Annotated in this window: 20 protein-coding genes; 4 read left to right on the forward strand and 16 right to left on the reverse strand. The window is 63.4% G+C overall.

The window, feature by feature from the left end; translation table 11 throughout:
* The first annotated feature begins 55 nt into the window (after window positions 1-55).
* Window positions 56-481 carry a nitroreductase/quinone reductase family protein gene (locus ACFWEM_RS26215; protein ID WP_378538666.1) on the forward strand — a complete coding sequence of 142 codons (426 nt, stop codon included), beginning with the start codon at window positions 56-58 and terminating at the stop codon, window positions 479-481.
* Window positions 482-543: 62 nt separating this feature from the next.
* Here the strand turns inward: ACFWEM_RS26215 and ACFWEM_RS26220 are convergent, their stop codons facing one another.
* The 4 genes from ACFWEM_RS26220 to hisI all read right to left on the reverse strand — a co-directional run bounded on the left by ACFWEM_RS26220 (window position 544) and on the right by hisI (window position 2,321).
* Entirely contained in the window at window positions 544-930 is a 387-nt protein-coding gene (locus tag ACFWEM_RS26220) for a DUF2784 domain-containing protein (protein WP_378538669.1), read from the reverse strand.
* Between the two features lie 73 nt (window positions 931-1,003).
* A complete protein-coding gene (locus ACFWEM_RS26225) occupies window positions 1,004-1,648 on the reverse strand; it encodes an SRPBCC family protein (RefSeq protein WP_378538673.1) in 645 nt (214 codons plus the stop codon).
* 25 nt (window positions 1,649-1,673) lie between these two features.
* Window positions 1,674-1,967, reverse strand: coding sequence for a DUF1905 domain-containing protein (locus tag ACFWEM_RS26230; RefSeq protein ID WP_378449582.1), 294 nt, complete (start codon window positions 1,965-1,967; stop codon window positions 1,674-1,676).
* 9 nt (window positions 1,968-1,976) lie between these two features.
* Window positions 1,977-2,321, reverse strand: coding sequence for a phosphoribosyl-AMP cyclohydrolase (gene hisI, locus ACFWEM_RS26235; RefSeq protein ID WP_378538677.1), 345 nt, complete (start codon window positions 2,319-2,321; stop codon window positions 1,977-1,979).
* Between the two features lie 100 nt (window positions 2,322-2,421).
* Here hisI and ACFWEM_RS26240 point away from each other — a divergent pair, with 100 nt between their 5' ends.
* Window positions 2,422-2,943: a universal stress protein gene (locus ACFWEM_RS26240; protein WP_378538680.1), complete on the forward strand. Its 522-nt coding sequence runs from the start codon at window positions 2,422-2,424 to the stop codon at window positions 2,941-2,943.
* A gap of 22 nt (window positions 2,944-2,965) precedes the next feature.
* Here ACFWEM_RS26240 and ACFWEM_RS26245 read toward each other — a convergent pair whose 3' ends face one another.
* Window positions 2,966-4,447 (reverse strand): flavin-containing monooxygenase, encoded by a 1,482-nt coding sequence (locus ACFWEM_RS26245; protein ID WP_378538683.1) that lies wholly within the window; start codon window positions 4,445-4,447, stop codon window positions 2,966-2,968.
* A gap of 103 nt (window positions 4,448-4,550) precedes the next feature.
* On the opposite strand from ACFWEM_RS26245, the gene ACFWEM_RS26250 reads away from it, so the two are divergent.
* Entirely contained in the window at window positions 4,551-5,168 is a 618-nt protein-coding gene (locus ACFWEM_RS26250) for a TetR/AcrR family transcriptional regulator (RefSeq protein ID WP_378449660.1), read from the forward strand.
* Here ACFWEM_RS26250 and hisF read toward each other — a convergent pair.
* The 11 genes from hisF to ACFWEM_RS26305 all read right to left on the reverse strand — a co-directional run bounded on the left by hisF (window position 5,165) and on the right by ACFWEM_RS26305 (window position 13,546).
* Entirely contained in the window at window positions 5,165-5,938 is a 774-nt protein-coding gene (gene hisF / locus ACFWEM_RS26255; protein WP_095969965.1) for an imidazole glycerol phosphate synthase subunit HisF, read from the reverse strand. The genes ACFWEM_RS26250 and hisF overlap by 4 nt on opposite strands.
* Window positions 5,935-6,768, reverse strand: coding sequence for an inositol monophosphatase family protein (locus tag ACFWEM_RS26260; RefSeq protein ID WP_378449586.1), 834 nt, complete (start codon window positions 6,766-6,768; stop codon window positions 5,935-5,937). The genes hisF and ACFWEM_RS26260 overlap by 4 nt, the downstream gene beginning before the upstream one ends.
* A 9-nt stretch (window positions 6,769-6,777) precedes the next feature.
* Window positions 6,778-7,512 (reverse strand): bifunctional 1-(5-phosphoribosyl)-5-((5-phosphoribosylamino)methylideneamino)imidazole-4-carboxamide isomerase/phosphoribosylanthranilate isomerase PriA, encoded by a 735-nt coding sequence (gene priA, locus ACFWEM_RS26265; RefSeq protein ID WP_003942371.1) that lies wholly within the window; start codon window positions 7,510-7,512, stop codon window positions 6,778-6,780.
* A 19-nt stretch (window positions 7,513-7,531) separates the two neighbouring features.
* Entirely contained in the window at window positions 7,532-7,783 is a 252-nt protein-coding gene (locus tag ACFWEM_RS26270) for a hypothetical protein (protein ID WP_042449550.1), read from the reverse strand.
* Window positions 7,780-8,415 carry an imidazole glycerol phosphate synthase subunit HisH gene (gene hisH, locus ACFWEM_RS26275; RefSeq protein ID WP_003942389.1) on the reverse strand — a complete coding sequence of 212 codons (636 nt, stop codon included), beginning with the start codon at window positions 8,413-8,415 and terminating at the stop codon, window positions 7,780-7,782. Before hisH ends, ACFWEM_RS26270 begins: the two co-directional genes overlap by 4 nt.
* Window positions 8,416-8,424: 9 nt before the next feature.
* Window positions 8,425-9,546 (reverse strand): MFS transporter, encoded by a 1,122-nt coding sequence (locus ACFWEM_RS26280; protein WP_378538686.1) that lies wholly within the window; start codon window positions 9,544-9,546, stop codon window positions 8,425-8,427.
* 68 nt (window positions 9,547-9,614) lie between these two features.
* Window positions 9,615-9,764, reverse strand: a complete 150-nt coding sequence (locus tag ACFWEM_RS26285) for a hypothetical protein (protein ID WP_230813421.1) — start codon at window positions 9,762-9,764, stop codon at window positions 9,615-9,617.
* Window positions 9,761-10,375 carry an imidazoleglycerol-phosphate dehydratase HisB gene (hisB, locus tag ACFWEM_RS26290; protein ID WP_003942383.1) on the reverse strand — a complete coding sequence of 205 codons (615 nt, stop codon included), beginning with the start codon at window positions 10,373-10,375 and terminating at the stop codon, window positions 9,761-9,763. The genes ACFWEM_RS26285 and hisB overlap by 4 nt, the downstream gene beginning before the upstream one ends.
* Window positions 10,372-11,514: a histidinol-phosphate transaminase gene (locus ACFWEM_RS26295; protein WP_378538689.1), complete on the reverse strand. Its 1,143-nt coding sequence runs from the start codon at window positions 11,512-11,514 to the stop codon at window positions 10,372-10,374. Before ACFWEM_RS26295 ends, hisB begins: the two co-directional genes overlap by 4 nt.
* An 11-nt stretch (window positions 11,515-11,525) precedes the next feature.
* On the reverse strand, window positions 11,526-12,848 hold the full coding sequence (hisD, locus tag ACFWEM_RS26300; RefSeq protein WP_378538691.1) for a histidinol dehydrogenase: 1,323 nt from the start codon (window positions 12,846-12,848) through the stop codon (window positions 11,526-11,528).
* Window positions 12,849-13,000: 152 nt separating this feature from the next.
* Entirely contained in the window at window positions 13,001-13,546 is a 546-nt protein-coding gene (locus ACFWEM_RS26305) for a hypothetical protein (RefSeq protein ID WP_378538693.1), read from the reverse strand.
* Window positions 13,547-13,616: 70 nt separating this feature from the next.
* Between ACFWEM_RS26305 and ACFWEM_RS26310 the strand changes: the two genes are divergently transcribed.
* The gene (locus tag ACFWEM_RS26310; protein ID WP_378538900.1) at window positions 13,617-16,871 is read left to right on the forward strand and encodes an arabinosyltransferase domain-containing protein; all 3,255 of its coding nucleotides are present in this window, start codon (window positions 13,617-13,619) and stop codon (window positions 16,869-16,871) included.
* Window positions 16,872-16,885 lie beyond the last annotated feature (14 nt).

Raw genomic sequence — 16,885 nt, forward strand, 5'->3', positions numbered from 1 at the left:
GTGCAAAGCTTGGCGGCAAAGCACTTCTCCACTCGCAGACAGGAAGACAACAGAGATGAGTCCTGACGATTGGAACGCCGGCATCATTGCGGAATTCCGCGCGAACGAAGGCAAAGTTGGCGGACCTTTCGAAGGTGCGCCAATGGTGTTGGTCCATCACACCGGACGCAAGTCGGGACGCGAGTTCGTGAGCCCGATGATGTATCTGGCAGACGAGCAGGATCCGAACACCGTTTATGTCTTCGCGTCGAAGGCCGGCGCCCCGACCAACCCCGACTGGTACTACAACCTTGTTGCCGCTGACCAGGCCGAGGTCGAGGTCGGTACCGAAACGTATCGGGTCTCCGTCAGCGAAGTAACCGGCGAGAAGCGCGACCGAATCTACGACGAACAGGCCAGCCGATATCCCGGATTTGCCGAATACGCGGAGAAGACAGCCGGAATCCGCACCATCCCGGTTGTGGCACTGACTCGCGTGTAAATCCTACGATGCGCCGCCCTGCCGTTTCCATCACGAAACGGCAGGGGTCGTTCGAAACGGAATCACGACACTGACGACGCTTTTACCTCAGCCTTCGCATGCCGTCCGAGCAGCACGTATCCCACCCAGGATCCGACAACCACCGTCGCCGCGAACGCTTGCACAAGGCCTTCGATACTCACTGGATAGAACACCCCGGTGATGTAGTGCGAGATGAATCCGGTGGACGGCAATTCCGCGATTCCGGCCATCCGGCGGGCCCAATTCTCGAGATTGGTCAGCGGGCAGTCATATCCGACCGCTATCGAACCGGCTCCCCAGACAACCGCAACAAGATGGAATGCAATGGTACGACGCCACTTCCACGCCACGAATCCACCCAGCACCACATAGAGAACAAACCCGAAGTGAACGAACACCGTCACTACTTCGATGAGCCGATACACCATCGTCGTCTCCGCTCGTGGCGCGGAAGTCCCGCAACAACCAGACTATTCCGATGTTAGTCCCCGTAGCGGCGATCTACCCCGTGTATGCAGCCGTCGTGCGGGCAGCGGCGGCGCGGGCGGCATCCGGGTCGTCGCCCGATGCGATTGCGGCAGCGGCCCATGATTCGCTGCTTCCCGCGATGAATGCCTTGGCCTCGTCACTCGCCGACCATTCGGGTGTCTCGAGCGGCGTCGCAATCCCGAGTTCCACGTGTCGAGCCAACCCGAGCAATCCCATGTCCCAGCCGACGCCGACGGCGCCAGGACCGTACTCGGCCCACCGATCCGCCTCGACGTCCGCGGTGTGTTCGAAGTCGAACAGTGTTGCACTGCCGTCTTGTGTTGCACTGCCGTCTTTTTCGGTGAGGTTCACCGTCACATAGCTCACGTCACCGCCGTATTCCCAGGTGATACGGAGGGTTCGTGGAGCATCACACACCAGAATTTCGCCGCCGGCGTTGCCGTCGAGTTGGTAGCGCCCGCCGATCCGAGCCTCCCCCGACACCGGCATGAACCACAGCGGGATGCGGTCGAACTCGGTGACCGCCGCCCAGACGGTGCCGATGGGTGCCGCGAGCGTCCGCGACATGCGGAGCGTGCGTGTTTTCCCTTCGTCACCGCCGAACGGGCTCAGTTCTCGCGCCACCAACTGCAACGAATCAACTGCTTTGTCGACCATGAGGCTCCTCGGTTCGAGCGAAACTTCAGCTCAGTCGCTGCTGTAGATGTACTGATACTTCTTCTCCAGCGGCGCTCTTGCCGATCGCCTTGCAGAGTGCCACGCGCAGCGGAAGCCAGTGAGGTCCGTCGCCGGAGGGCATCAGCGTCGCCTCGAAGGGATGCTCACCATCGAGGGTCCCCACCACTTTGACAGCGCGTCTGGTTCCCAGAAGTTCCGCCGAGCCGGGCACGGTCAAGAACGTCGCGAACGCCCCGTCTTTCTCGATGGGTGAGGTGAACGAGTAGTCGAGCGGTTGTGGAGTCTTGTCAGTGGCCATGTCGCGTCACTACTGACCGGCGAGCAGGACGTCGGTGTCAAAACACGTGTGAGTGCCGGTGTGGCATGCGGCGCCCTCCTGATCGACGATCAGCAAGACGGAATCGCCGTCACAATCAAGGCGCACCTCGTGTACGTACTGGGTGTGCCCGGAGGTCTCTCCCTTGACCCAGTACTGCTGCCGCGAGCGCGAATAGTACGTCCCCTTACGGGTTTCCAGTGTTCGCGCGAGCGCTTCGTCGTCCATCCACGCGACCATCAGCACATCACCGGTCGACTTCTCCTGCGCAACCGCGCTGAACAGTCCGGCGTCGTTTCGCTTCAGCTTCGCCGCGATTGCGGGATCAAGGCTCATATGACGTTTATACCTTCCACCTGTGACTTCCGTGGAATTCCCCTGCACGGCCGCCCTAGAATGGAAGTTCCTTCGCCGTCACCGTGGAAGAAGATCCGACATGAACCATCAGCATCATGACGGTCCGCACCCGGAGTACACCTGCCATCTCGCGAACCCGAATACCGATCGCGTCCGAACCCGCCACATCGTTCTCGGCATCGGCCCAGGTACTACCAGCAAGAATGTACTCAGCTACGCACTGACGCTTGCCGCCAAGGAGGATTCAGCCCTCCACGTCGTTCACTGCATCACGTCCGAGGACCTGCCTGTCGAAACCGACTCACCACAATTCGAAACACGCCTGCACGACGAGATGGTGGCGCAACGCGAGCAGACAACCTCGACACTCGCCTCACACACAGACGCCTGGACGTACGACTGCACCTACGGAGATCCTGCCGGTGTCATCCTCGCGACCGCGGACAAGTACGACGCCTTCACCATCGTGATCGGCTCACCGCGAAAAGGCGCTGCCTCCGCGGTGAGCCAACTGATTCACAGTTCGGTCTCTTCCCGGCTGAACCGGCAGAACCGCTATCCCGTGATATCGGTTCCCGCCGGCGTCAGATCAGCCAGATAGCCGAACACCGGCACATGGCCGCCTAGACGATCGAATAGTCGTCGAGCGGAAAGCGTTTCGCTTCGCTGAAAGCGTTGCGTGTCGATGTGGGCCGCAGGATCGCAGCCTCACCGTGCTGATTGAAGTAATAGCTTCGCGCGGTCTGGCAACTGCCGCCGTAGAAGACGGAGTCCGCCAAGTTCTCTGTCATCCGGTCGAGGAACTCGGCGTTGGCAGTTTCGGTGACCTCGAATGTTTCCGCGCCGCGCCGTTTCACCTCGCCGAACAGTCGATCCATGTGCTGCATCTGGGATTCGATCGTCGTGAAGTAGGACAAACCGCTGTACGAGTAGGGACTGGCGAGCGTGAGGAAATTGGGGAAGTAAGGAACCGCGACGCCTTCGTAAGCCTGGAAACGGTTGTCACGCCACCACTTACCGAGGTTTCTGCCCTCGCGCCCGATAACCTCGATGGCCGGAAAGTTCACGTCCCAGAGGTTGAAGCCTGTTGCCAGCAGCAAGGTGTCGATCTCGGTCTTGCGGCCGTCGGCCGTGACGATTCCGTCGGCAGCAATGTGGTCGATCGACGTCGTTTCGAGATGCACGTTGTCTTTGGTGAACGTACGGAAGTAGCTGTTGGAGAACGTGGGCCGCTTGCACCCGAAGTCGTAGTCCGGTGTGAGTTGCTTGCGCAGGGTCGCATCTCGGACCTGGGACCGCAGGAACGCGCGTGATGCGGCCGACGCTCCCTTGTTCAACAGTTTGACCTGCTTGTAATGCAGGACTGCGCTGACCATGATCATTTCGAGAATCGACGAACTGACGGCGCGGGCGATTCGCTGTGTGAGCGGAATGCGCGAGAACAGCTTCTGCACTGCATTCGGGATGGGGACGTCGATCTTGGGAACCACCCAGATCGGCGTGCGCTGGTAGACGGTCAACTCTGCGGCCTGACGCGCCACCTCGGGGATCAACTGCACAGCAGTAGCACCGGTTCCGATGATTGCGGTCTTGGTGCCGGACAGATCGTAGGAATCGTCCCAGGCAGTGGTGTGAATGATCTTGCCGGCGAAGTCGTCGATACCGGAGATGTCCGGCCGATGCGGTTGCGACAGGAAACCCGTCGCAGTCAGGAGGTACTTGGTAGTGATGTCCGGCGCCCCCTCGACGGATACGACCCAGTGCGAGGAATCCTCGTCCCAGCGGGCTCCGTCGACCACGGCACCGAACGTCATGTGCTTGCGCAGGTCGTATTTGTCTGCGACGTGATCGGCGTACTTCTTGAGTTCGGCGCCCGGCGCAAAGAGCCTGGACCAGTTCGGATTGGGCTCGAACGAATACGAATACGTGACCGACGCGATGTCGACAGCCAACCCGGGATAGCGGTTGACGTGCCACGTTCCACCCAAATCGTCCTCGCGCTCGAGGATCGCCAGCTTGTTCAGGCCCAGCCGCTTGAGTTGAATGGCCGCACCCATTCCGCCGAAGCCCGCCCCCACCACTACTGCGTCGTACTGCACTGCCATCGGAGAATCCCTCTCATGAACTACGCACTCATGAACTGCACATCAGAAAATGACATGCCATTCCGTTATGGAGAACGGTATCATTCCTGACGTGACGAAGGCCATGACCAGAGCGGAACGAAAGAAGGCGGAATTACGCCGCGAGATCATCGACGCATCGTTCGAGTGCTTCGCCGAGCGCGGCTATCACGCAACCGGAATTGCCGACATCGCAACAACTCTCGGAATCGGCCACGGGACCTTCTACCGGTACTTCGAGAACAAGCGCGACATCATCGACCACGTCATCGACGACCTGATCGCCAAGATCATCAGCGCACTGGCCACCGAGAATTCACCTGACGCAGCAAGCACTCTGGACGAGTACCGCGCTCAAGTGGGACGGATCGCCGAAGCGCTCCCCCGCATCTTCTTCGACGACCCACGCATCCCGCGGGTGCTGCTTTTCGAGACGACGGGAGTCGACGCCGATCTCACCGGCCGGATGCTCGATCTACTCGATCAGTCGGCATCGTTGACAGCGGCGTACCTGCATCACGGAGTCGAATGCGGCTATCTACGCGCCGACCTCGACGTCGACAACACTGCACAGGCCGTCAACGGCATGATGCTGGCAAGTGCGATTCAAGGATTGCGAGCCGATTCGTCCGTCGACTGCACGGCATTGAACCAGGCCATCAGCCGCCTCATGTTCGACGGGATCCGCGCCGAGAACGCCTAGCGAACGACGATTCCCTCGGCACGCATCGCATCCTTGACCTGCGGGATGCTCAGATCGCCGAAGTGGAAGACGCTTGCTGCGAGAACTGCGTCCGCGCCGGCTTCGACAGCCGGGGCGAAGTGCTCGACCAGGCCGGCGCCGCCGCTGGCGATCACCGGTACGTGGACCGCTGCACGGACAGCGCGGATCATCAGCAGGTCGAAGCCGGCCTTGGTGCCGTCGGCATCCATCGAGTTCAGCAGGATCTCCCCCACTCCCAACTCCGCGCCACGCTCGGCCCACTCCACCGCGTCGATCCCGGTGCCGCGTTTGCCTCCGTGCGTGGTGACCTCCCAGCCCGACGGAGTATCCGGCTGCCCCTGGGGAACGGTGCGGGCATCGACCGAGAGGACGATGCACTGCGAGCCGAAACGCTCACTCAGTTCCTTGAGCAGTTCCGGGCGCGCGATCGCCGCGGTATTGACGCTGACCTTGTCGGCACCGGCACGCAGCAGACGATCGACGTCCGCGACCGTGCGCACCCCGCCTCCGACGGTGAGGGGAATGAAAACCTGCTCGGCAGTACGACTTACGACGTCGAGCATCGTGCCGCGATCCGACGTGGATGCGGTCACGTCCAGGAACGTCAGTTCGTCGGCACCCTGAGCGTCGTACGCTGCCGCGAGTTCCACGGGATCTCCGGCGTCGCGAAGATTCTCGAAATTGACACCCTTGACCACTCGTCCGGCGTCGACGTCGAGGCACGGAATCACACGAACTGCGAGGGTCATGACTGTGGTCCTCCTGAGGACGAAGCGCGCGGATCACCGAGCGCGTTGAGGATATCGAGAATCTCACCGTGGATGCCCGGAGCGGCGGCGAGCACCGACTCCGATTCTACGGTCCACGGATTGCCGGCCAGATCGGTGACCACCCCGCCCGCACCGCGAACGAGTGCGACCCCGGCCGCGTTGTCCCACGCGTTGCGGCCGTAGACGATCGCACCGCCCAGGATTCCGGCCGCGGTGAAGGCCAGATCGACTCCGGTGGAGCCGTGTATCCGGATCCGCGAAGACACCTTGCTGATCTCGGCGAGCAGGTCGAGTCGGAAGCTACCGGGGATCCGGCCACGACTGTTGACGTTGAGTGCGCCCAAGCCGACGATCGACGACGCCAGATCGGTCGGCTCCAGTGGCGGCACGGCGATTCCGTTGACCAACAACGGACCGCCCGCGCGAGTGGCGTACGTGTGACCGATCAACGGAAGCCAGGTCAATCCGAGCACCGGGACACCGTCGTCGAGCAGCGCCAACAGCGTTCCGGCAGTAGGCAATCCGGCCGAGTAATTGAAAGTGCCGTCGACGGGGTCGAGAACCCAGACAAGTCCCGAACCGACGTCGGGGCCACCGAATTCCTCGCCGTGCACCTCGATGCCGGTCTGCTCGAACAACTCCGCGCTCAACCGCTTCTCCAGCGCGAGATCGACCTCGGTGGCAAAATCGCCCCAACCCTTGCGGACCGCGCTCGGGGCACCGACACCGGAGACGAACTGATCGTGGACGCCGTCGAGAAGCCGACCCGCAATCGCGAGAAGTTCGTCGAGGTCACGCGTCGGAGTCATCTGGAAAATCTATCCGGAAACTGCTGCCAGTGCTTCGGGGAGAGTGAAGCGACCCGCGTAGAGCGCCTTGCCGACGATCGCGCCTTCGACACCCTGATCTACCAGGCTGGAAATAGCGAGGAGATCCTCGATGGTCGACACACCGCCGGAGGCGACGACGTGCGCGTCGGTGACCGCGCAGACCTGGCTGAGAAGTTCGAGATTGGGCCCGGTGAGCGTGCCGTCCTTGGAGACGTCGGTGACGACGTAACGGGTGCAGCCGTCACGGTCCAAACGCGCGAGGGTCTCCCACAGATCCCCGCCGTCGGTGACCCAGCCGCGACCACGGGTGCGGTACTGGCCGTCGACGAGACGAACATCGAGGCCGACGGCGATCTTGTCGCCGTACTTGGCCAAGGCACGTGCACACCACTCGGGATCTTCGATTGCGGCGGTACCGAGATTCACGCGAGCACAGCCGGTGGCCAGCGCAGCTTCCAGGGAGGCGTCGTCGCGGATTCCTCCGGAGAGTTCCACCTTGACCGTCAGGTCCCCGATGACGCCGGCCAGCAGTTCGCTGTTCGATCCACGCCCGAAAGCGGCGTCGAGGTCGACGAGGTGCACCCATTCGGCACCGTCGTTCTGCCAGGCAAGAGCGGCGTCGCGGGGCGACCCGTAACCGGTCTCACTTCCCGCCTCTCCTTGCACGAGGCGAACAGCTTCACCGTTGACGACATCTACAGCAGGCAAAAGGACCAGGCTCACGTGCGGTAACCCTAGTAGGTCAGGACCTCGAACCGTCCTCCGGGTCACCGAACGCTTTTCGGGTCATCCGCTTGGATACGACGCCCATTGCCGCAATCGCGGCGACGACCCCCACGAGACCGATCACGAGGCCGACGCCCGGCGATGGTTTGAGCACAACGATGACGACCGTGGCGACCGCCAGCGCAGCCACCGCGGCGCCGAGCGAGAACAACGCCAGACGAGCGAGGGAGAAATCGTCGCCGCGGTTCGGTCCGGATCCCCCGGTCACAAACTCTGCACCCAATTGCTCAGCAACTCGGCGCCTGCATCGCCGGACTTCTCGGGGTGGAACTGCGTCGCGGACAACGCACCGTTCTCGACGGCAGCGAGGAACTTTCCGCCGTGATCGGCCCACGTCAGCTTCGGGGGCGCAATGTGCTCGGACGGCGCGAGTTCCCAACTCTGCACGCCGTACGAGTGGACGAAGTAGAAGCGGGTATCGGCGTCGATACCCTTGAACAGGGTGCTGGACTCCGGAGCCTCCACGGTGTTCCAGCCCATGTGCGGCAGGACCTCTGCTTGCAGCCTCTCGACGGTGCCGGGCCATTCGCCGCAGCCCTCCGCCTCGACACCGAATTCGACTCCCCGGTCGAACAAAATCTGCATGCCGACGCAGATGCCCAGCACCGGTCGGCCACCGGCCAGGCGTCTGCCGATGATTCGGTCACCCTGGACTGCACGCAGACCTTCCATGCAGGCCGCGAACGCGCCGACGCCGGGCACCACCAGACCGTCCGCCGCCAGTGCCACCTTCATGTCGTTGGTCACCTCCACCTGCGCCCCGGTGCGCGCCAAGGCGCGAGTGGCCGAATGCAGGTTGCCGGAGCCGTAATCGAGTACAGCAATCGTGGAAGCGCTCATGCCCCAACTCTATCGGGCAACCCTGGCGCCGATCACTTTGCCGCCCGCGGCCAGTGCCGGGAGGAGGGCAACAACTACCGCGGACACCGCGAACACCCACGCATAGCCGGCTGCAGTAGCCACGAATCCCAACGCCAGCGCTCCGATTCCGGTGCCGGCGTCGTAGCCGATGTTCCAGATCGCGCTCGCGGATCCGAATTGCCTCGGGCCGGCAGCCTGAAACGCCATGACCAACGATTCGTTCTGCACCGCACCGAACCCGAGCCCGAAAAGGACCGCCGCACAGAACAAGACCGGCGTCGAACCGCCGTCCACGTTGATCGCGAACAGCACCAATCCGATGGTCGACGACGCCAATGCCGGCGCGAGTGTCCGCCCACTGCCGAGACGATCGGCGATCAGTCCCGCCGAGTACCGGCCGACCAACATGGACCCACTGGCCGTCGCCAACACCACACCTGCAACGGCCGCGCGCTCCGAAATGGCGATCGGCAGTAGAGACGACAATCCGCCGAACGACGCGGACACGCACGCCAAAGCAAGCACCGGAACCAAGACTGCGAACACGCTCAACCGAGCGGATTCCCCGGTGGGCTGGGCGAAGATCTTCGGTAACCGGGCGATGGCCACCAGTGCGAGTGCCGGGATCAGCGCACCGAGAACGAATACCGGTGTCGCCGACCACCGCTCCATGAGTGCAAGCCCCAGCGGCAACCCAGCCATCTGCGAGGCTGCGATCGCGATCCCCTGAGCGCCCGTGGCACGGCCGAGAATTCGCTTGGGCGCGAACTCCGCCACCAGTGCACTGCCGGCCACCGTCAGCATGCCGAAACCGATGCCACGCACAGCCGAAACGGCCAGGACAGGACCGGCGTCGGCCGAGATCAAGAGCACCAACGACGGCGGACCGAGGAGCAGACACCCGACCGCAAGTACGCGCCGGTAGCCCTGCGTCCGCAACAACCGAGGCACGAGCAGTTGCGTCAAGACCGTGGCCGCCATGAAGACACCGGTCACCGATCCGGCAAGCGCATCCGATCCACCGGATTGCGCAACCAGCAACGGCACCACCGGCAACAGCAACGACCAGCCACCGAAAGCTGCTGCCGCCATGATCAGGACACCGACCATGCCCGGAGTACGAAGTAACCCCGGCGATGGAGCAGGTTTTCGCGTCACAGACGCAGTAACTCTTCGCGTCACAGACGCAGTGCGCCCGCTACCGCCGCCAGAACCGCCATCGCGAGGAGGATTCCCGACGCCAGCTTGTTGACCTTGAACATCGAGTAGGCGCCGCCCACAGCAATTCCCGCACCGATGAACAGCAGATAGGTGAAGAGGACGCTCACAGTGTGCCCTTCGTCGACGGCACGCCGCTCACGCGCGGATCCGGCTCGACCGCCTCGCGCAGAGCGCGCGCAACGGCCTTGTACTCGGCCTCGGTGATGTGGTGCTGATCGCGACCGTACAGAACCCGAACGTGCAGTGCGATACGCGCATTCAAGGCGATCGACTCGAACACGTGGCGATTGATCACCGCGTGATACGGCACGCCCGGGTACCCGCCGATGACGGAATGCACCATGTAGTCGGGCTCGCCGGTGTGCACGCAGTACGGGCGACCGGAGACGTCGACCGACGCGTGCGCCAGCGTTTCGTCCATCGGGATGAAGGCGTCACCGAAACGACGGATGCCCTTCTTGTCGCCGAGAGCCTGGCCGAGCGCCTGGCCGAACACGATCGCGGTGTCTTCGACGGTGTGGTGAGCGTCGATCTCGACATCACCCTTCGCCTTGACGTCGAGATCGAAGCTGGCGTGCGTACCCAACGCGTTGAGCATGTGGTCGAAGAACGGAACGCCGGTGGAGACGTCGACGATGCCAGTCCCGTCCAGATTCAGTTCGACGACGATGCTTGATTCCCGAGTTGTCCGTTCGATCCGCGCGATGCGATCGCTCATGCCGTCTCTCCTGAATTCGTGTCGACCAGCTGGGTGCCTGCGATCTCGTCGCTGGCCTTGATGAACGCGTCGTTCTCGGCCTCGAGCCCCACGGTGGCCCGCAGATACCCGGGGATGCCGATGTCGCGGATGAGAACTCCGCGGTCGAGGTATTCCTTCCACGCCTGCGCGCTGTCGGTGAACTGACCGAACAAGATGAAGTTCGCGTCGCTGGGAATCACTCTGAAACCGGTGTCCGCCAGTGCCTTCGACACCCGATCACGCTCGGCCGACAGGGCATGGACGCTGCCGAGGGTCTCGTCGGCGTGACGCAGGGCCGCGCGCGCCGCCGCCTGCGTGACCACCGACAGGTGATACGGCAAGCGCACCAACAACAGTGCGTCGATGAACGCGGGCGCGGCGGCGAGGTAGCCGAGTCGGCCACCGGCAAACGCGAAAGCCTTGCTCATGGTGCGGGTGACAACCAGCTTGGCCGGGAACTCGTCGATCAGCGTCATCGCACTCGGCGCAGCAGAGAACTCCGCGTACGCCTCGTCGACGATCACGATGCCCGGCGCCACGTCGAGGATGCGTCGCAGTTCCGCGATGCCGACGCTGTGTCCGGTCGGGTTGTTGGGGCTGGTCACGAACACGACATCGGGCCGACGTTCACCGATTACGGTGACGGCAGCATCCACGTCGAGTGCGAAATCGTCCCGACGGAAAACCTCGACCCACTCGGTATCGGTCCCGTCGGCGATGATCGGGTGCATGGAGTACGAGGGCACAAATCCCATCGCGCTACGTCCCGGACCTGCGAACGCCTGCAACAACTGCTGCAGAATCTCGTTCGATCCGTTTGCCGCCCAGAGGTTGTCGACGGTGACCGGCACTCCCGTCTGCTTCGACAGGTACGCAGCGAGATCCGTCCGCAGAGCCACGGCATCGCGGTCGGGGTAGCGGTGCAGTTCTTTCGCGGCCTCGCGCACGGACTCGGCGACGTCGTCGATGAGCGCCTGCGTCGGCGGATGCGGGTTCTCGTTGGTGTTCAGCTGAACCGGAACCGTCAACTGCGGTGCGCCGTACGCCGACTTGCCACGCAGGTTCTCACGAATCGGAAGTGCGTCGACCGAAATCGATCCTCCAGGAGCACTATTCATCGCAGAGCTACTCATCGCAATGCCTCGAATCGCAGGCGCACAGCTTCACCGTGCGCGGGCAGGTCTTCGGCATTGGCAAGCGTGATGACGTGTCCGGCAACATCTTTCAGAGCCGACTCGGAGTAGTCGATCACGTGGATCCCACGAAGGAACGTCTGCACACTCAGACCGGAAGAGTGACGCGCACACCCAGCAGTCGGCAGAACGTGGTTGGAGCCGGCGCAGTAGTCGCCGAGGCTGACCGGCGCCCATGGGCCGACGAACACGGCACCAGCACTGGTGACCTGAGCTGCGACACCGGTTGCGTCCTCGGTCTGGATCTCGAGGTGCTCGGCCGCATAGGCGTTGACGACGCGCAGACCGGCGGAAACATCGGAGACCAGCACGGTGCCCGACTGACTGCCGGTCAGTGCGGTAGTGACGCGCTCGCGGTGCTTGGTGATCTCGAGCTGCGCGGCCAGAGCCTTGTCGACGGCGTCGGCCAATTCGACGCTGGTGGTGACGAGGACGCTGGCAGCCATGACGTCGTGCTCGGCTTGGCTGATGAGATCGGCGGCAACGTGAACCGGATCAGCCGTGTGGTCGGCGAGGATCGCGATCTCGGTGGGTCCGGCCTCGGCGTCGATGCCGACCAGGCCACGGCACAGACGCTTGGCGGCGGTGACGTAGATGTTGCCGGGACCGGTGATCAGGTCTACCGGCACCAACTCGGAGCCATCGGTATCGATTCCGCCGTAGGTCAACAGGGCGACGCCCTGGCCGCCGCCGACAGCCCACACCTCGTCGACACCGAGCATGGCTGCCGCGGCAAGGATCGTGGGGTGCGGCAACCCACCGAAATCAGCTTGAGGGGGCGAGGCGACTACGAGCGATCCGACGCCGGCAGTCTGAGCCGGTACGACGTTCATGACAACGCTCGACGGGTACACGGCATTGCCGCCGGGGACGTACAGCCCGACGCGCTCGACCGGAACCCACCGCTCGGTGACCGTGCCGCCGGGGACCACCTCCGTGACGGTGTCCTTACGACGCTGATCGGCGTGCACCTTGCGGGTGCGCTCGATCGCAACCTCGAGGGCTTCCTTGACGGCGGGGTCGAGTTCACGAAGTGCGCGCTCGAGCTCTGCAGCCGGAACCCGAACCGAAGACGGACGAACACCGTCGAACTTCTCGCCGAATTCGAGCGCGGCTTCTGCACCGCGATCACGAACGGCTTCGACCATCGGGCGAACCTGATGCAGTACCGCGTCCACATCCACTCCACCTCGGGGAAGCGCGGCGCGAAGTTCGGCCGTGGATGGGGTACGACCACGCAGGTCGGTGCGGGCAAGCATGAGAGTTCCTCTCGTACGCAAACGGGGTGCCTGTGCAAGCGGCAGCAAACCGGTCCGGCATCACAGGCGTGAACAACGGGCCCGAAACACAGAACTGACGTCAATTATCCAGGATAGGCGCACCCCATTTTTCACCGGTCCACCTGCGACGCTCACTGCAGGTCCGGCGCCCGCCGCCTGGCAAGTTCGATCAGCTCGTCCCTTCGAGGTGTCGCCACCGAGATTTCACGGCCGTCATGCAGACGAAAACGGACCCCGTCGCCGGGAGACGCGAGAATTACCCGCATCCCAGGGCCGGTCATCCGATAACCGATCCCGGAGCCCATCCCGATATGGACCGGAGTTGCCGACACAACTTCGTCCCACCGAAAAACCTGACGCAGCCCTGGAGACAGCGCGATCGTCAGCCGTTCGGCGTCTGTGGTGATGATCACGCGCACCTTCCACATGTACGTGGCCAACCCGAAGCAAAGGGTTGCGGACAACACAGCCCCGACGTAGCCCGCCGGGTCGCGTTGCACGATCACCGCGAACCCGCAGACAATCACCAAGATAATTCCGAGGACGACGCACAATGCGACCGTCGACCGCCGCAGTAGTGGGCTCAGCGGAATGGACTCGTGAACTTCGTGCACAGCACCCCCGCCTCGATCGCCGACAACCCCACCCCCGAGGAACGAGACCGGGAACACGACCATCCCATTACTCCCGCTTTTATAACAAATACGTCACGCACAGATAGGGTCCAAAGTCGTGACAGACAGTGACGTGGCCACGACCGCACCTCCGGCCTTGCCGACCCCCGAGCGATCCAGCGGACCGAACCGAGCGCGGATCGTTGCGATTGTCGCATCGATCCTCGGCATAGTTTTATGCGGATCGGTTCCGTTCCTGCCGATCGAACAGGACACCGCCGCTGTCAACTGGCCGCAGTCCGGATCGACGGCGAGCGTCGAGGCGCCATTGGTCTCGTACACACCGCTGCGTATGGAGGCATCGATTCCGTGCGCGTCGATCAACGAGTTGACCGCCGCCGGCGGAACACTCGTCTCGACTGCTCCCCCGGGTGCCGCCGACGCGCGGCGCTACGGATTTGTCGCCACGGTCTCCCCCGAATCCGCTGACGCCCCCGCCCGGGTGGACGTGGTCCTGCGCGATCAAGTGTTGCTCTCGACGCCGGTCGCTGATCTGCCGAGTGGATGCGCGCTCACACTGTCAGCCGAGCCGACCCGAACCACCTTCAGCGCCACCGGTTCCGAACCGCGCGTCATCGAGGGCGACAGCCGGCCACAGGTGGTCGGCGTCTTCAGTGACCTCGATTCGGCAGCAGCCGGTTTGAACGTCTCGATCGAGACAGACTCTCGCTTCACGTCGAGCCCGTCGATGATCAAAACCCTCGCCATGATTCTCGGGGCGCTCACGGCTGTCGTTTCCCTCTTCGCTCTGCACCGTCTCGACAACCGCGACGGCCGGGGCACACGCAAATTCCTGCCCGCCCGGTGGTGGAAGTTCACCGTCCTCGACGGCGTCGTGGTCGGAACTCTGGTGCTGTGGCATTTCATCGGCGCTACCACGACCGACGACGGCTACCAGTTCACGATGGCCAGGGCGTCCGAGCAATCCGGCTACATGTCCAACTACTTCCGGTGGTTCGCAGTCCCCGAAACCCCGTTCGGGACTCCGTACTACAACATCCTCGGACTCCTGGCGCACGTCAGCACTGCAAGCCCCTGGGTCCGCCTGCCTGCTCTGCTGGCGGGCATCATCACCTGGCTCGTCATCAGTCGGGAGGTCGCGCCTCGACTCGGCGCCGCAATCCGCGGAAACCGGCTCGCCCTCTGGACCGGTGCGCTCGTCTTCCTCGCATTCTGGCTTCCCTTCAACAACGGACTTCGCCCCGAACCGATCGTCGCTCTCGGCGTCCTGCTGACGTGGTGCTCGATCGAACGCGCCGTCGCGACGAGACGCCTTCTACCGGTCGCTGTCGCGATTCTGATCGCCGGATTCACCTTGACTGCCGGGCCTTCCGGTCTCATCTGCTTCGCCGCACTCATCGCCGGCATACGCCCGATCATGCGCATCATCATCGAACGTGCGCGCACCACCGGTTATGTCGCAGCTGTCGGGCCACTGTTGGCTGCCGGACTCTCGATCCTCATCCCCGCGTTCGGCGATCAGAGTCTGGCCGCCGTCATCGAGATGCAACGCGTCCACTCGATCTCGCCGAATCAGCCCTGGTTCGACGAGTACCTCCGCTATCAGTACCTCTTCAACATCTCCGTCGACGGTTCCCTGACCCGCAGATTCGGTGTGTTCGTCATGGTTCTGTGCTTGGGCGTCTGCACCGCGATGATGCTGCGCAAGGGCGGCCGGATTCCCGGTTTGGCTGCCGGTCCGTCACGCCGCGTCGTGGGGCTGACGATCGGCGCACTGCCACTGCTGATGTTCTCGCCGACCAAGTGGACCCACCACTTCGGAATCTTTGCCGGACTCACCGCAGTTCTGGCGATGATGACGGCCGTCGCCGTGGGAACGAAACTCCTACGCTCGCCGCGCAATCGGGCCCTCTTCGCGGCGGCTGTCCTGTTCCTGCTGGCGGTCGCGTTCACCGGCAGCAACAGCTATTACTACGTGTCCAGCTACAGCGTTCCGTGGTGGGACAAGCCGGTGTCGATCGGCGGACTCGGTGCGAGCACCGTCCTCCTCGGATTGACCGTGCTGATGCTCGGCGTCGCCGCGTGGTACTTCTTCCGTGAGCCGTACAGCGCCGGGAAGGAACCGTCCGCGAAGCACGCTCGACTGCTTGCCATCTCGCCACTGACGATCGCCGCAGGCGCCATGGTCCTCTTCGAGGTGCTGTCCATGTCTAAAGGCGTGATCACCCAATACCCGGCCTATTCGGTGGGCCGCGCGAACGTCGACGCCGTTCTCGGCCAACACTGCGGACTCGCCAACGACGTTCTGCTCGAAACCGATCCGAACGCGTCGATGCTGACCCCACTCTCCGGCAATGTGGCCACGGCGCTCTCCGCAGGTGGGGCGACAGGATTCGATCCGAACGGTGTCGCCTCCGACCTTCGAGCCGACAAGGAAGCCACGGCTACCGGCGGCGCGAACACCGTCGACACCTCCGAGGACACCGCCGGTAACTCGGCCGGAACCGGTGGTGGCGCCGGACAGACCGGAGTCAACGGCAGTTCGGTCGCGTTGCCATTCGGTCTCGACCCGGCGACAACACCGGTCATGGGTAGTTTCGGTCAGCCCTCCCCAGGCACTCTGATCAGCGACTGGTACGAACTCCCCGACGTGGGTGAGAACGCAACCCGTGGCGACATCATCTCGATTGCAACAGCTGGTCGTGTTCGATCCGTCGACAAGGATGGGATCGTCACCTACGGCCAGAACGTGGAGGTCGAGTACGGCACAGCACGCGGCGTCGACGCAGCGGAAGCAGACGATGTGGAGACACTCGGAAAAATCGCGCCCCTCGACATCGGGCCGGCACCGTCATGGCGGAACCTGCGAGTGCCACTGGATCAGATTCCCGTCGAAGCCAACAGCATTCGACTTGTCGTCAGCGATTACGACAGCAAGGCCGACCAATGGGTGGCCGTTACCCCGCCGCGCGTTCCGAAGACCCAGAAGCTCAACGACGTCGTCGGCTCGCAGGCGCCCGTCATGCTGGATTGGGCTGTCGGCCTGGCATTCCCGTGCCAACGCCCCTTCGATCACCGGGTCGGAATCGCCGAGGTCCCCGAGTACCGGATCCTTCCCGACCATTCCGGCGCGCTCGTGACGAGCGCATGGCAGGACCACTACGGCGGTGGACCGTTGGGGTGGATCGATCTGCTGCTCAGCGCTCAGACCATTCCGTCGTACCTCGACAACGACTGGGCTCGCGACTGGGGTTCGATCGAGAAGTACACACCGATCGATCCGAGCGCAGTGCCTGCCCAGATCGACGAAGCGACCGTTCAGCGCTCCGGGACGTGGAACCCGGGATCGATGACCATGGTTTTCTGAGCGGCAGCGTGACT

It is taken from the genome of Rhodococcus sp. NPDC060176 (assembly GCF_042728675.1).
Lineage (GTDB): Bacteria > Actinomycetota > Actinomycetes > Mycobacteriales > Mycobacteriaceae > Rhodococcus_F.